General features: G+C 58.7%; 15 protein-coding genes and 1 pseudogene. 10 read left to right on the plus strand and 6 right to left on the minus strand.

The window, feature by feature from the left end:
- Positions 1 to 305: 305 nt before the first annotated feature.
- Positions 306 to 1,247: a sensor domain-containing diguanylate cyclase gene (locus tag G411_RS0105420; RefSeq protein WP_022958161.1), complete on the plus strand. Its 942-nt coding sequence runs from the start codon at positions 306 to 308 to the stop codon at positions 1,245 to 1,247.
- A 55-nt stretch (positions 1,248 to 1,302) separates the two neighbouring features.
- Here G411_RS0105420 and G411_RS0105425 read toward each other — a convergent pair whose 3' ends face one another.
- Positions 1,303 to 2,022, minus strand: coding sequence for a hypothetical protein (locus G411_RS0105425; RefSeq protein ID WP_022958162.1), 720 nt, complete (start codon positions 2,020 to 2,022; stop codon positions 1,303 to 1,305).
- A 377-nt stretch (positions 2,023 to 2,399) separates the two neighbouring features.
- On the opposite strand from G411_RS0105425, the gene G411_RS0105430 reads away from it, so the two are divergent.
- Entirely contained in the window at positions 2,400 to 2,846 is a 447-nt protein-coding gene (locus G411_RS0105430) for a 2,4'-dihydroxyacetophenone dioxygenase family protein (RefSeq protein WP_022958163.1), read from the plus strand.
- A gap of 9 nt (positions 2,847 to 2,855) precedes the next feature.
- Positions 2,856 to 4,052: a cytochrome P450 gene (locus tag G411_RS0105435; RefSeq protein WP_022958164.1), complete on the plus strand. Its 1,197-nt coding sequence runs from the start codon at positions 2,856 to 2,858 to the stop codon at positions 4,050 to 4,052.
- A 34-nt stretch (positions 4,053 to 4,086) separates the two neighbouring features.
- Here G411_RS0105435 and G411_RS0105440 read toward each other — a convergent pair whose 3' ends face one another.
- The 3 genes and pseudogenes from G411_RS0105440 to G411_RS22410 form a co-directional block, all read right to left on the minus strand.
- Complete coding sequence (locus G411_RS0105440) at positions 4,087 to 4,560, minus strand: nitroreductase/quinone reductase family protein (protein ID WP_022958165.1); 474 nt, start codon at positions 4,558 to 4,560, stop codon at positions 4,087 to 4,089.
- Positions 4,561 to 4,654: 94 nt separating this feature from the next.
- On the minus strand, positions 4,655 to 5,440 hold the full coding sequence (locus G411_RS22065; RefSeq protein WP_028968172.1) for a TonB-dependent receptor domain-containing protein: 786 nt from the start codon (positions 5,438 to 5,440) through the stop codon (positions 4,655 to 4,657).
- Between the two features lie 56 nt (positions 5,441 to 5,496).
- A pseudogene (locus tag G411_RS22410) lies at positions 5,497 to 6,324 on the minus strand (PepSY-associated TM helix domain-containing protein); the annotation flags it as partial.
- Between the two features lie 209 nt (positions 6,325 to 6,533).
- Here G411_RS22410 and G411_RS0105455 point away from each other — a divergent pair.
- Positions 6,534 to 7,406: a DMT family transporter gene (locus tag G411_RS0105455; protein ID WP_022958168.1), complete on the plus strand. Its 873-nt coding sequence runs from the start codon at positions 6,534 to 6,536 to the stop codon at positions 7,404 to 7,406.
- Here the strand turns inward: G411_RS0105455 and lon are convergent.
- Positions 7,403 to 9,823 (minus strand): endopeptidase La, encoded by a 2,421-nt coding sequence (gene lon, locus G411_RS0105460; protein WP_342664303.1) that lies wholly within the window; start codon positions 9,821 to 9,823, stop codon positions 7,403 to 7,405. The genes G411_RS0105455 and lon overlap by 4 nt on opposite strands.
- Before the next feature lie 326 nt (positions 9,824 to 10,149).
- Here lon and G411_RS0105465 point away from each other — a divergent pair, with 326 nt between their 5' ends.
- The 4 genes from G411_RS0105465 (at position 10,150) to G411_RS0105480 (ending at position 12,395) form a co-directional block, all read left to right on the plus strand.
- Positions 10,150 to 10,983, plus strand: a complete 834-nt coding sequence (locus G411_RS0105465; protein WP_169530617.1) for a BLUF domain-containing protein — start codon at positions 10,150 to 10,152, stop codon at positions 10,981 to 10,983.
- Between the two features lie 3 nt (positions 10,984 to 10,986).
- Complete coding sequence (locus tag G411_RS19475) at positions 10,987 to 11,571, plus strand: GTP-binding protein (protein ID WP_022958171.1); 585 nt, start codon at positions 10,987 to 10,989, stop codon at positions 11,569 to 11,571.
- On the plus strand, positions 11,561 to 11,968 hold the full coding sequence (locus tag G411_RS0105475; protein WP_022958172.1) for a roadblock/LC7 domain-containing protein: 408 nt from the start codon (positions 11,561 to 11,563) through the stop codon (positions 11,966 to 11,968). The genes G411_RS19475 and G411_RS0105475 overlap by 11 nt, the downstream gene beginning before the upstream one ends.
- A 64-nt stretch (positions 11,969 to 12,032) precedes the next feature.
- Entirely contained in the window at positions 12,033 to 12,395 is a 363-nt protein-coding gene (locus G411_RS0105480) for a hypothetical protein (RefSeq protein WP_022958173.1), read from the plus strand.
- Between the two features lie 20 nt (positions 12,396 to 12,415).
- Here G411_RS0105480 and G411_RS19480 read toward each other — a convergent pair whose 3' ends face one another.
- Positions 12,416 to 13,270: an alpha/beta hydrolase gene (locus G411_RS19480; RefSeq protein ID WP_022958174.1), complete on the minus strand. Its 855-nt coding sequence runs from the start codon at positions 13,268 to 13,270 to the stop codon at positions 12,416 to 12,418.
- 207 nt (positions 13,271 to 13,477) lie between these two features.
- Between G411_RS19480 and G411_RS19485 the strand changes: the two genes are divergently transcribed.
- Together G411_RS19485 and G411_RS0105495 are read left to right on the plus strand one after the other, a co-directional pair.
- Positions 13,478 to 14,332: an alpha/beta hydrolase gene (locus G411_RS19485; RefSeq protein WP_051151252.1), complete on the plus strand. Its 855-nt coding sequence runs from the start codon at positions 13,478 to 13,480 to the stop codon at positions 14,330 to 14,332.
- A gap of 75 nt (positions 14,333 to 14,407) precedes the next feature.
- Complete coding sequence (locus G411_RS0105495; protein ID WP_028968174.1) at positions 14,408 to 15,187, plus strand: outer membrane protein; 780 nt, start codon at positions 14,408 to 14,410, stop codon at positions 15,185 to 15,187.
- Positions 15,188 to 15,196 lie beyond the last annotated feature (9 nt).

Below are 15,196 nucleotides of genomic sequence, written 5' to 3' on the forward strand. Positions count from 1 at the left end.
AGGCCTCCCCATCGGCGATAGGTGGAGGCCTTTTCATTAACGGGCATACATGCTGTCGCCTTGCCCGATAAAAACCAAGCAGCTCGGCTTAGCTGCTCCCACCACCAGACAAGCACAACCCAATTCACGCTTTGATGACCTCCTCTCGAAACTCCCCCCACAATTTTGTAAGCTTGCCACGCAGAACATAACGCCGCTGCACCGACGTCGGCCGACTGACAATCAAAAATCCGCGGAGCCGTATCACGTGCAATCCACCCCGACTGATATTCGCGCCGAAGAGTCGCTGGCAGATCTCGCGTCCTATGTGTCTGCCGCGCGATCTCGAATCACTGACACGGCCAATGCTCGCCTTGATGGAGCGCGTTACCGGGCTGGAATCAACCTACCTCACCTCCATTGATGAGGCAGCCGGGCAACAAACGGTATTGTTCAGCCACTGCTCTGAGCGACTGGATATTCCTGAGGGACTCAGCGTTCCCTGGGGAGACACGCTGTGCAAACGGGCGCTCTCCGAAGAAACCTACTTTGTGAATGACGTTCCCGAGCGCTGGAGTGACTCTGATGCCGCCCGCCAGCTTGGGATTACCAGCTACATGAGCCAGCCGGTCATCACTGCTGATGGTCAGTTGTATGGCACGCTGTGCGCCGCTAGCAGCCTGCGCGCAACGTTCTCGGCCGCCACCACCAACATCGTCTCCCTTTTCGCCAGGCTGATAGGCCAGCAGATTGATCGCGAGATGATGTTCAACCGGCTGATTGATACCAACAGCCGCCTGCTGAACAGCGCCAGTATCGACCCGCTCACCGGCGTCGCGAACCGGCGCGCCTTTATCGAACAGCTCGATGCGCTGCTGGCGGCATCCGACAGCACCGTGAGCGTGGCCTTTATCGATCTGGATGGATTCAAGGAAATCAACGACCGCTACGGTCACGATACCGGCGACCGCTTCCTGATTGAAATTTCGCTGCGGCTGCTCAAATGCCTTCGTCGCCAGGACATCGTGGCGCGTTTGGGCGGTGATGAATTCGTTGTTGCTTCGCTCGAAGCCTCGGAAGAAACCTTGAAACAGCGTATTGAAGCGGAAACCCAGGGCAAGATTTCCCTGGCGACTCACTGCTTCCATTACGATGGCCCCAGCGTCGGGACCGTGGAGTCAGAACCCGGCGAGGATGCACGCGCCGTGATTACCCGCGCCGACCAGGCGATGTACGAGGTAAAAAAGAAGCGACGTTCACGCCGCTGATTGCCCCTAAATGAAAGCCGCCCGCAGGCGGCTTCTTGGCAAATGCCGGGCGCTTTTACTGCCCCAGATCAATCAAGGCGTCAAAGGCTTCCCAAGTGTCATCACCGGAACCGGCGGGATCATCCTGAACTTCCAGGCTCTTCACCATCCGTACCTCTTCAACACCCAGTGAGCCATTGCCGACAATCGCGACGGCGCCAGCAGCATCGTCAGAGGTGGCGGTCTCAATTTGCGCCTGTACCGCAATCACGTGCTCACCCGACTCAAGATCTGTCAGTACAAAGTTAAACGCGTTCGCGGCCAGCGTTTTTATCGCCAGATCAACACTTTCATCTTCACACTCATCGGCGGTGATAGTGCCGTCGTCATTGGCATCATCACACTGTCCGGCAAACTCGGCCGTCATGGTTTGCTCACGCGAACAGAGCGTAATTTCGCCCGGAAATGCCAAACGCTCATTGGCTGTGCCGGGGTCCAGAACGACCCGCGCGCGGACGATCGCTTCAGCACTGCTGGTGAACGGCTCCAGCAGCGACGAGAGCACATAAGTCTGTGTGAAAACACCACATTCAAACGAGGCCTGTACAAACAGATCTTTCTGGCTAGGTGTTTTAATACCGGTACTCAGAACCGTCTCAAAATCAGACGCGGTTCCCGACAGCAAGACGTGATCGCTGGTCGCTGCGGAAAATTTAGATGACTGTGCATGCGCCACAGCGCTCAGCCCCATTGACGCCACAGCGGCGGCCATGATTACTTTTTTCATATTCCCCATAGTCATTTCCTCGTTATTTGAGTGGTTTATCACGATTGCCGGAACAGCAATCGAGGCGCAGTCTATAGCGCTGCTTTCACCAAAAATGTGACCACGTTTCACCACCCAGGCTAACTGTGGCAATAATGCGCGTTAGTTTTTTCTCCCGCACAAAACGGCAATTCCCTGTGTGATCCGGATGCCATTTAGGGAACTTTTTCCGCGAAGACGAACAGGCTCTCGCGCCGGTTCCTCCTATACGTCGTTCGGCTTTCCTAATCCAAATGGCGGTATTTCCGAGCCGCCGGGCCTGCCATGATAGGTACAGCACAACGCGCCCAAAATGCGGTGTAAGCTTTCCAACAAAATTCCAATAATCAGCGAGATCAGGAGAGAACATGTCACTTCCCGAGGCGATTCATATCGGTGCAGAAGAGCTGCCGTTTATCGACATTGGCGACGGCAGCCTGCTGCGCGTGCTCCAGGTAAAACGCGGCGAGGGGTTGTGGATTATCGAGAATATCTTCAAAGCCGGTTACGAGGTGGAGACTCACAAGCACACGGGTCCGGTGTGGGGCTACACCACATCTGGGGCGTGGAAGTACAAGGAATACGACTACGTCAACCGCGCGGGCTCCTTCCTCTATGAGCCCGCAGGCTCCGTCCATACCCTGCAATGCATTGAGGACAATACGCGGGTGTGGTTCCAGATGTATGGCTCGAATATCAATCTGGATGCCGACGGCAATATCACCTCCGTCGTCGACGGACAGATGACCCTCGACTTCTATCTGGCAATGTGTGAAGCCGAAGGCCTGCCTACTCCCAATGTGCTTGTCGAATAAGGGGGTGGCATGAAGATCGATGTCTACAACCCCGACAATTACCTGAACGGTATTCCCCATGCGCAGTTTCAATGGCTGCGCGAGAATGCCCCGGTGCACTGGCACGAGCACCCCGCCGGGGGCGGCTACTGGGTGCTGAGCAGACACGCCGACGTGATGGCCGTGTCTCGAGACTTTCAGACCTTCTCTGCCGAGCAGGGCTTTGTGCTGGTGGACGACCTGCCCGAAAGCACGCTGGAGATGGCCCGCAATCAGTTGCTGGGTATGGACCCGCCGCGCCACGCCAAGCCGCGCCGGGCGGTGATCAGTCGTTTTACCTCCAGTCGACTGAAAGCACTGGAGCCGCAGATTCGCGCCATCGCGCAGGAGATCATGCAGGCGGCGCAGGGCAAAGACACGCTGGATTTTGTCGACGACCTGGCGGGCGACTTGCCGACCGCCGTCATCTGCCGGTTGATGGATATTCCCCGCGACATGTGGAAACAGATCCGCGACTGGTCCGATATGCAAACCTCTTCTTCCGACCCAGACCTGGGCGGCAGCGAGGAAGAGGTGCTGCAAGCCAGCATAGAAATGGGTACCTACGGTTTCGAGCTGGCCTGCGAGCGCAAGGACAAAGGCGGCGACGATCTGATCTCGCTGCTGATTAACCAGCAAGTCGACGGCGAACTGATTTCAGAAGCGGAATTCGCCAGCCTGTTTGTACAGATTGCCGTGGCGGGGAATGAAACCACACGCGGGCTGATCAGCTCGGGCATGTATGAACTGCTGCAACGCCCCGAACTGTATCGCGCGCTGGAGGCCGCGCCGGAAAAGCTGCCTGCCGCCGTGGAGGAAATGCTGCGCTGGACCTGCCCGCTGCACTACTTCCGCCGCACCGCCAGTTGCGATACCGAGATTGCCGGTACGCCCATCAAGGCCGGCGATAAAGTAGTGATGCTGTACAGCTCCGCCAACTTTGATGAAGCGGTATTCGAGCGCCCGATGGACTTCGACATCCAGCGTCAGGAAAACCCGCACATGGCCTTCGGCCACGGTATTCACCTGTGCCTGGGTGCCAACCTGGCGCGCATGGAAGCACGGATTTTCTTCGAGGAATTTTTCAAGCACTTTGCTGGCGTAGAGCTGCTGGACGCGCCGAGCTATATTCGCTCGAACTCGATCCACGCCTTTAAAACCATGCCGGTACGCCTGCTGCCCCGCTGAGCACTACTGCCCCGGTCTGCCGGGGCCGATTCACTCACTGCACAGGATCAAAAATCAGTACGGGAATGTGGCGGATATCTGCCGTGCGCCGGCGATACTCCTGATAATCGGGATACATGGCCTCCAGCTTTGGCCACAACTCAGCCTCTTCCTGTGCATTGGCCTCGCGCATGCGATAGCGATTTTTCTGTTTGCCAATCTGAATCGCCACCTCCGGCGTGGCCTTCACATTCAGATACCACACCGGCAGTGTCGACATGCCGCCTTTGGAGGCGGTCATCACCACACTGTCACCGTGCATGAGATACAGCAGCGGCACTTTGCGCTCCAGCCCGGACTTGCGCCCCACGGTGGTGAGAATCGCCACTGGCGCGCCCAGAAACTTTTTCCACAGGCGGCCGCCGCTCCACTCATACACGCGAATCTGCCAGCGCCCGATGCGGTTAATCAGCCAGGTGCCGAATTGCTCCTGCTTTGCGCTATAGGGTTTGATGCCTTTGTTATTCATGATGCCCCCAGAGTAATCACTCACTGCGCAACGATTGTACGCAGGCGGCAACGCCCGGCAGATACCCCGAGTGAAGGAGGCGCAGACCGCCGCCTCAGTAGCGCAACTCCAACTGAAGACCCAGCTCTCTGGGTCGCCCGTAGGTGGCATAACCGCGCGCTTCCGTCGCGCCGATATAACCATCGGGGAACTGGTAGGTTTCAGTAATATAATCTTCGTCGGTCAGGTTGCGGCCAAACAAGTAGGCGCTCAGGTGCTCACCTTCCCAGCCAAGGCGCATGTCCAGTAATGTGCGGGCTTCAGAAAACTCCGTTTCTTTATTGCTGGGTCGCGTAAAGCTGTGTTCGCGGTGCGAGACATTCGCCGAGGCCATCCAGGCACCGACGCGCAGCACCGCACCGAGACTGCCGGTAAATCGTGGCGCAAAGATGAATTCATTGCCGCTGTAATCCTCACCCTGCGCGGTGTAATTGAGGAATTCGGTTTCTACCCAACCCAACGAGCCGGTCAACGTCAGTGGCGTCCAAGGCTGCCAGCCCAGCGACAGTTCCGTACCGTAGAGTTCGGAGTTCGCGGCATTTTCAGTCGCGTAGAAAAGCCCCCTCAGCACAGGGACCTGCTGGTCTTCCCACTCCACATAGAACACGTTGGCCGCCAGTTGCAGACGCTGCTCGGGGAACTCGGCGCGAAAGCCCATTTCGTAGTTATCGGTGTATTCCGGGTCGAAGGGGAAGACTTCGCCATTCGAGGAATCCACCGACACGGCCCCGGCGCGGTAGGCTTGCGAGTAGCTGAGAAAAAACGACCACTCGTCGCTGGCATCAAAGCGCAATGCGGCCTTGGGCAACAACGCCGAGTAAGTGGTTTCCCCGCCCTGCAAACCACTGGTGGCGGGTGCCGCGGCGTGGAGAAATCCGTGCCCGGGAATATCACCGTCGACACCTGCCAGCCGGGATCGGCAGCCGTGTTGGCCTGCTCAAACACACCCGCGAGTTCAAGCGGCGGGCGACGGGCATCCACGGCTTCCAGCGCATCAAAGCGCTCACGATTGGCCTCGAGCGCCGTCATCTGCCAGAGGCCCAGCGCCACCGTGGAAAAACCGAGCAAAAAGCCTGTCAGCGTGACCACAAACAACCAGCCGAGCACGATCACCCCGACAAAATTGTGCAAATCCAGTTGCAGCAGCCGGGCGCCGCGTCCACGGCGAAGCACCCCCAGAGCAATGCGCTTGACGTAGGGCGCGTACACCACAACGCCTGATACGAGCGAGATGAGTACCAGCAGCGCGATCAGCGCGCCGACTAACTCGCCGACGGGCCCTAAAAACCACTGGGCATGCAGCTCCAGCAAAAATCCGGTCAGTGTTTGCGAATCGCTGCCATCGCTGGTCAGCGCCCCCGACGCGAGGTCGGCAAAATGCACTCCGGCATCATCAAGCGACGACTCCCCCGCTTCTGCCGTCACGATCAACAACACGCCGGGATGGTGCTCGGGATCGATCCCCACGCTTAACACCCGCTGCTCGGGATAGCGTTCCAGAACCGTGTCGATCGCGGTGTTGTATTGCGGCGCCCGGCCCTCGGGCAAGGCCGTAGCAACGGGAACCGTCTCCAACCAGGCGTCAATTTCCTCGTGGAAAATCAACACCGCCCCGGTCAGGCAGAGAATCAGAAATGGCAGCGTCGCAATCAGGCTGCTCCAACGATGCAGCCACAAATTCGCCCGGAACCAGCGGCTCCCCGACGCAGCAGTTTGAGGTTTCATGGCGGTTACTCTGGCATTCGGTGGCGCGGAAGAATGACGTCGCGGCGAGGGCTCATCTCGCAAAATTTATTAAATGATAACTATTTGCATTATTAATTACCACCACAAACATAATGTGTCAGACGTTTTTTTTCACCGCAGCTCTCCGTGTCAAACCGCAGCAAGCACGCTATGATGCGCAGCCGATATGCTCAGGGAAGCTCCGACCCATGCCCTATCTTATTGCCGTTACCTTGCTGTGGGCGGTGTCGTTCAGTCTGATTGGCGAGTACCTGGCGGGGCAGGTGGATAGCTATTTTGCAGTGCTGACGCGGGTGGTACTGGCCTCGGCCATTTTCCTGCCGCTACTGCGTCCTTCACGCCTGCCCGGAGGCTTGATGCTGGGCATTACCGCCACCGGCGCCCTGCAGTTCGGTCTGACCTATATTGGGCTTTACCTGTCGTTCGGCTACCTGAGCGTACCCGAAGTACTGCTGTTTACCGTGACCACGCCGGTCTATGTGGCCCTGCTCGACAATGCCTTGCTGCGTCGCTTCAGTTGGTCACCGGTGGTCGCCACCGGGATCGCGGTGATCGGCGCAGGCATCATCCGCTATGACGGCATCAGCCCCGACTTCGTTAGCGGCTTCCTGATTCTGCAGGGAGCCAATCTGACCTTTGCCGCCGGGCAAGTCGGCTACGCCCATTTGATGAAGTGCTACCCCGACAGTCGCGGCTGGGACAGCTTCGGCTTTTTCTTTATCGGTGCCCTGTTGGTGACACTGCCCGCCTGGCTGGCACTGGGCGACAGCAGCAAACTGCCCAGTACCGGCACCCACTGGCTGGTTCTCGGCTGGCTGGGGCTGGTGGCTTCCGGGCTGGGGTTTTTCTTCTGGAATCGCGGCGCCACCCAGGTGGATGGCGGTACGCTGGGAATTATGAATAACGCCCTGATTCCGGCAGGACTGATTGTCAATCTGCTGATCTGGAACCGCGACGCCGATCTGGGGAGACTGGCGATCGGCGGCGCCATTATCGCCCTGTCGCTGTGGTTGAACGCCCGCTGGCAGCCGGTCAAGCCCACTGCGCAGCGCCGGGCCTAGAACAGCAGCGCCCGGACGTGATCGTAATGGGCGGCAAAGTTGACCGTCATACCCTTGCGCACATAGTCCGGCAACTCCTCGTAATCCCGGCGGTTATCTTCAGGCAGAATCAGCTTTTTGATGCCCACCCGCTTAGCGGCAATCACCTTCTCGCGAATGCCGCCTACCGGCAACACTTGCCCGGTCAGCGTCAGTTCGCCTGTCATCGCATAGCCCGCCTTCGGCGCCTTATTCAGCGCCAGCGACAGCAGCGCTGTGGCCATGGTCACCCCGGCACTGGGACCGTCTTTGGGCGTCGCCCCCTCGGGCACATGCAAGTGCACCATCGATTCGTTGAAAAAGCGCTCGTCGGCACCGAAGGCCTCAAGGTTCGACATCACATAGCCGTAAGCGATATTGGCGGATTCTTTCATCACATCGCCCAACTGCCCGGACAGTTGAAAGCCACGATTCAAGGTGTGAATGCGTGCGCACTCTACCCCCAGGGTGGCACCCCCCATGGCCGTCCACGCCAGTCCGGTGACAATGCCCACGCCACGCTGGGGCGTTTCCCGCTTGAAGATCGGTCTGCCCAGCCACGCCTCCACCTGCTCCGGCGTAATTTTCAAGCTCAGCGAGTCATCCTCAAGCAAGCGTACCGCCGCCTTGCGTACCAGTCTCCCAAGCTGCTTTTCCAGCCCGCGTACCCCGGCCTCGCGAGCGTAGCCATCAATCACATGGCGCAGCGCGGCGGCGTTGATCGACAGGCGTTTGCGGTCAATCCCGTTGCGCTTTAACAAACGCGGCCACAGGTGCTTTTTGGCGATAGCGAGTTTTTCCTCGCCCAGATAACCGGCCAGCCGAATCACTTCCATCCGGTCCAGCAGCGGGCCGGGAATGCTGTCGAGCTGGTTCGCGGTGCAGACAAACAGCACCTTGGACAGATCGAAACGCAGGTCGAGGTAGTGATCCAGAAACTCGCTGTTCTGCTCCGGGTCCAGCACCTCCAGCATCGCCGACGCCGGGTCGCCCTGATACGACGCCCCCACTTTGTCGATCTCGTCGAGCATGATCACAGGGTTGGCGGTTTGCACCTCTTTCAGCGCCTGTATGAGCTTGCCGGGCATGGCGCCAATATAGGTGCGGCGGTGACCCTTTATCTCCGCTTCGTCGCGCATCCCGCCCAGACTGAAGCGATAGAACTCCCGCCCCAGCGCATCGGCAATCGAACGGCCGATCGAGGTTTTCCCCACCCCCGGTGGCCCCACCAACAGCACAATGGAACCGGCCACCGAGCCCTTGAATTTGCCCACCGCGAGGAATTCCAAAATCCGGTCTTTGACATCCTCCAGCCCGGAATGATGGGCCTCCAGCACCTTGCGCGCATGGGCCAGATCGAGCTTGTCCTCGGAGTACACCCCCCAGGGCAGTTGGGTGGCCCAATCCAGATAGTTGCGCGTCACTGCATATTCCGGCGAACCGCTCTCCAGCACCTCCAGCTTGTCGATTTCATCATCGATGCGGCGTTGAGCCGCTTCGGGCAACTGCTTGCCCTTGAGGTTATCGAGAAACTCCTCGGCATCGGCAGTACGATCATCTTTGGAGATGCCCAGCTCCCGCTGAATCACCTTGAGCTGTTCGCGAAGGAAAAATTGCCGCTGGCTCTCGCTGATTTTCTCGTTCACCTGCTCGCTGATGCGCCCCTGCAGCTCGGCCACTTCGCGCTCTCGATTCAGCAGTTGCAGCACCTTTTCCATGCGCCGCAGCAGCGGAATCGTTTCGAGAATATCCTGCAGTTCATCGCCCTTGGCGGTGGTGATCGCCGCGGCAAAATCCGACAACAGCGACGGCTCATTGGGGCTGAAGCGCGACAGATACTGCTTCAGCTCTTCGCTATACAGCGGGTTAATGGCCAGCAGCTCCTTGATCGCCTTGATCACCGCCAGTGCATAGGCTTTCACCTCGTCGGTATCGCGTTCGCCGATATTGTCCGGGTAGTCCACTTCCACCATGTAAGGCGGTTTGTCGCTGAGCCAGCGGCGAATGCGGAAACGTTTGAGGCCCTGCACCAGAATCTGCACCTTGCCGTCTTCCTGATGCGCCTGATGCACACGCACTGCGCAGCCAATCAGTGGCAGCTCGGCGGGGTTCAGTTCACGGGGATCACTGTCGCCACAGTAAATCAGCCCCATCACTTTGTCCTGCATATTACCGACACGCTGGAGGGTGCTTTCCCACACCCCCATATCCAGCAGAATGGGCTGGATTTGCGCGGGGAAAAACGGCCGTTTGGGCGCAGGCAAGAGGTACAGCGTGGACGGCAACACCGCATCGGGAATGACCAGTCCCGTCCCCTGCTCATCGCTGTTCAACATTTCGCCATCCAGCACCGCATCGTTGGCGTCATCATCGATCATCATCAACAGTCTCTCATCCACACAGAAAGGCTCACCCTTTGTATATAGGATCGCGCGGCGATGATCTCAAGGGCGTTGCACGCCAAATCGCGAAGCGCGTGTAGTGGAAAAACCGGATACGTGCACCATCAAAATTGCAACGACTGTCACAATTTCCCGTGCAGTTGTGACGATTCAGGCAGCTTAGGTAAATCTACGAATACTTCCCATCTGCCTCGGCGAGGATAGTTTCTCCATAGTTGCACGCATCGTCGTGGACAGCCACTTTGACAGGGAGCCCAGCGCGCAATGAGTCTCACCTCGCTTCAGCGAAAACGATGTACTCACCGCCTACAACGATCATGAGCATGAAACGTATTGCCTGCCTGAGTACTCTCACAAACCTCCCCGCCGGGGAGAGCGGCTCTGAGCAACTGATCGAGCTGTATAACTCCACGCGGGTCTACAACCGCGAACACGACGTGACCGGCGTGTTTCTGGTGAGCGGCGCTTACCTCTTGCAGATTCTGGAAGGCGACGGCCAGACCCTCGCGAATTTGCTGTACCGTTTCAGCCGCGAGTCGCTCAGCCAGGATGTCAGCGTGGTTTATAAAACGGACATCTCGCAACCCAAGTTTCAGAACTGGAGCATTCGCTTCGTCGGTATCGGCGACGACAAACACCGCGAGTTTCTCGGCAAGTTGCACACCCTGCTCGCCGGGCAGTTGCAACCGCGATCCGCCCAAGACCAGCTCCGTCTGCAATCTTTCTTTGGCGACCTGCCCTCGCCAGCCGCCACCGCCGCCCCACAGCCTGCCACAGAGGCCGTGGAGCAGAGCGCGGCCAGCGCCCAGGCCCAGTTGCACAGCCATTATGAGAAGTGCCTGATTTCACTGTCGCGCTGGCCCAAACCCAGCCAACTGAAACTCAGCCACGAGCTGATCAAGCTGTGCTCGCGACTGGTTCGCAAGCCCATGCTTTACGAGCGTCTTCGTGCACTGGACATCTGCCAGTCCGAAGCCGTTCTGGTGGACTACCTGCAAAGCCTGGAGGCACTGGGCATTCTCAGCGCCAAACGCGACACCACCAATGTCCGCAATATCGCCGCGTCGGTCCCGGCGACTGCCGCCTCCCCTTCCCCGGCGTCCGCGCGCTTCAGTCAGGTGCTGCGCCGTTTCTTATCGACTTCAAAAGTGTCCTGATTAATGACGCATATGATCGAGCCTATTTATAAAAAACTCGCCATTGTCGGCGAAGTCGGCGCGGGCAAAACACAGCTGATTCATACCATCAGCGAGATTTCGCCCTTTGCCACCGAAGCCCGTTCCTCGGTCGACATCGGCAAGCAATACACCACCGTCGGTATCGACTACGGTCGTCTCACACTCGACGAGGACATCGCATTGGGGCTCTACGGCTTACCCGGTCAGGAGCGCTTTTCCATGCTCTGGGACATGGTCAAACAAGGCCTGTGGGGATTGCTGGTGCTGGTGAAGTTCGGCAGTGAATTTAACCTCGAAGCCTTCGACCGCGTGCTGAGGCACTTCGACGCGGCAGCGGCGGGTATTCCGCTGGTCGTGGGCATCAGCCACAGCGAGAACGCCAGCGAGAACGATATCGATGCCCTGTCAGAAGAGATCGACAGCGTGCTGGACAAGCACAATCTGGTCTCTCCGATTACGCCGGTCGACCCCCGCGATATCGGCTCGTCGCTGATGTTGCTGGAATTATTCGACGCCCTGAACAGCCAATTGGATCAAGAGCCCTGGGAGGCCGCCGATGCCATCTGAACACCCCTTATTGCCGGAGCTGGAGACGCGTTTTCAGCACTACGCCGATGAACAACAGGCCATCGATGTCATTGCGCTGGCCACCACCGACGGTTTCCCGGTGCACACCTACACACGCAGCCCCGGCGATTTCGCCACCGATACCTTGGCGGCCGCCGCCAGCACCCTGTACTCGGTCAGCAATGCGGTCGCCCAACAGATTCTGGGCAAACGCTTCAAGGTGACGTTTATCGAAGCCGAGCAAGGCAATGTCGCCTTCGTGGCGCTCAGCGTGCAGGACCGGGACTATGTGCTGGCAATGTCGGCAAAGGCGGCGATGAATATCGCCAACCTGCGCTTACAGATTCAACGTTTAGCTACTGAGATCAGCGGTATCGACCGCCCCGCCGTAGCTTGATGTTCCCCAACGTTCCCGTAGTGGGTACGAATACAACGATACCTTCCCATAGATGGAGAGAAGCATGAGCACAATCAACCAGGTTTTGGATGGCATGATGACAATTGACGGCGCACTCGGCGCAGCGGTTGTCGACTACAGCTCGGGCATGCTGCTGGGTTCACAGGGCGGCGGCGTCGACCTGGAGCTGGCCGCTGCCGGTAACAGCGATGTGGTTAAAGCGAAGATGAAAACGATGAAGTCACTGGGCCTTGACGGCGGCATCGAAGACATTCTGATCACCCTGAAAGACCAGCTCCACATCATCCGTCCCAGCGCCAGTAACGAAGGCCTGTTCCTGTACTTGGTACTGGACAAGCGCAGCGGTAACCTCGCCCTGGCCCGCCGCAAAACGGCCGACCTTGAAGGCGATATGCAACGGGTATAAGCGACGTCGGGCAGCCGCAGTTACTTTGCGGCTGCCACGTTGTCATCGCGCTGAGACAGAAACGCCACCGCTTTTCGCTCGGCGCCACCCGCAAACCGATACGCACCAATATGCCCGGTAAACTTCACCGTATAGGTTTCCACCGGCACCGACTTGGCTTCCAGCGCCTCCTGCATAAATGTCATCTGCTCCGGCTCGACCAACTTGTCCCACTGGCCGTGGTAGAGAAAGACCGGCGGCGATTGCTCGCTGACGTGATTCACCGGCGATGCCTCGCGCCAGGTCTGCTCCGCATCCACCAGCTTTTCACCAATCAATCCAAACACCAGCGGTGAGTTTGGCCACGCGGTCAAATCGGCGGGCGTTCCTCCGGCTACAATGCCGTTCAGATACGGCGCCTGCTGACGGTCCAGCCCCGCCATCAAAATCAGATGCGCGCCCGCCGAGTACCCCCAGCCGCCAATGCGCTGGGGGTCAATATCAAAGCGCGGCGCATTGTCGTAAAGCCATTGCAGGGCGTCTGACACGTCTTCAACTTGCGTTGGATGACGATTTTCCGGCGCCAGCCGATAGGTCGCGTTGAAGACCACGAAACCGGCTTTTGCCAGCCGCTTGCTGATGCCGCCCATTTCGCCGGAGCGATTGCGCCATCCCCCGCCGTGTACCACCAGCACCGCCGGTTTGATGCCGGTTTTCTTCGGCAGATACAGATCGCCGGTCAGCGACTGTCCGTCGACCTGCTTGTAACTGACCGCTTCCTCAACGCGGTACTGCGCCTCAGCGCCTGGCAGCGCCGCGCAACCGACCGCCAGCAAACTGCCGAGAACAATTGCCGCCGATGTCACCGTTACTTCTCTGCCTAATAGTGCGGTCATGGATACGCCTGTGCTGTTGATGGCTGGTCTTCGTTAATTGCTGATTTGTAGTTTACGCAGAAAGCCGCGTTACTCGTTTTATTTATTCGAAAATACGGCGCCTCCGTGCCGAAGGCAGCTTAACACGGCACAGCGACACATCCTCCGCAAACACGCTATGCTGGCGCTGTTGCCCTTTGCTCACCACAGACCACAAGGAGTTGTGCCATGTTTCGCGCTCTGGGATTCCTGTTGCTGTTAACGCTCGGCAGTGCAAGCCACGCTGCCAGCCTGCCTGAACCCGGCGTGTATCGGGGCCACACCGTCTACCGCGACCTTGCCTACGGTCCCGACAAACGCCAGAGATTGGATATCTATCTGCCCGACAAACCCCGTCAGGCCAAGGCCGTCATTCTGATGGTTCATGGCGGTGCCTGGCGTATCGGCGACAAAGCGCAGCGCGCCGTGATCGATAATAAGCTCGATCACTGGCTGCCGCAGGGCTTGATCTTCGCCTCCGCCAATTATCGGCTGTCGTCAGCGCTGATGCCCCGCGATCAGGCCGACGATGTCGCCCGTGCACTCGCTGCGCTGCAGAACGTCCTGCCCCACTGGCTGGATAGCTCGCCGAGCATTTTCCTGATGGGCCATTCCGCTGGCGCTCATCTGGTCGCCCTGCTCGGCGCCAATCCAGAGCAGGCACGGTCACAAGGCGCGAACGACTGGAAAGCGACCATCGCCATAGACAGCGCGGCCATGGATCTCCCCGCACTGATGGCGGCGCCGCATCCACGCTTCTATGACCGGGTATTTGGCGACGATCCCACACCGTGGCGCGCCAACTCCCCACGCCATCAATTAACGCCCTCCGCCACGCCATTCCTGCTGATTTGCAGCAGCAAGCGCGACAATGCCTGCCCTCAGGCCAGCCAGTTTGCCGACACCGCAAGCAAACTCGACGTTCGCGCCGACGTCCTTGAGCAAGCCCTGTCGCACCTCGCGATCAACCGCGAGCTGGGCAAACCCGGCGACTATACCGACGCGGTGGATCTTTTTATAAACCGACACATCGCGACGCCGTAAAATCGCCTGGGTACTCCCTCCCGTAGGAATAAAGTTGGCACTGACGCCAGCAATCACAAACGAGGGGGAATCACTATGTATCGGCTACTTACCGCGCTGACATCAGCAACGCTATTGGCGACACCCGCATTCGCGATCGAGCAATGGGAGGGTTTGTACACCGGCGTGAGCATCGGGGTCGGCTTCAACCCCGGCGATAATGGCGAACTGGAATTCAAGCGCGTCGATGGCAGCGACAATGAAGCCGCTATCGACGCCGCTTTCGGCGACAACTTTGACGGCAAGTTCAACGCCGGCAGCCTAACCGGTGTCGAGCTGGGCTACAACCTGCAACAGGGGCAGTGGGTATACGGCGCCGAGCTGAGCATCGCCCTTGCCGACCTTTCGCAGGAACAAAGCGCCTTCTCAGCCACCCCCGCCACCTACGTTGAACGCCGCGAAATCGATACACTCAGCACGCTGACCGCACGCATTGGTTACGCGACCGACAGCCCGTTCTTACCCTACGTCAAACTGGGCGCCGCCTATGGCGACGTCGATTACAGCTGGCAGGGCAACTCAGGCGCCTTCCGCGGTGACAACGGGGACGATGATCGCAATATCGGCTACCTCTTCGGTGTCGGTGTTGAAGCCAAGCTCACCAAGCAGCTCTCTGCAGCCTTTGAGTATCAATACATCGACCTGGGTGACGCAGATTTCTCAACGAACTTCAGTGGCGAGCAATCGATCATTGGCGGCAATAACGGCGCCTTCAACGCCTTTGGCGACGCCGCATCCGGCGGCACGAACGCGCAGGGCAGCGACGATGACTTCGACTTTCAGGCCGTACGGGTAGCTCTTCGCTACCACTTCTGAACCATCTTG

The sequence above is a fragment of the Spongiibacter tropicus DSM 19543 genome, from assembly GCF_000420325.1.
GTDB lineage: Bacteria > Pseudomonadota > Gammaproteobacteria > Pseudomonadales > Spongiibacteraceae > Spongiibacter > Spongiibacter tropicus.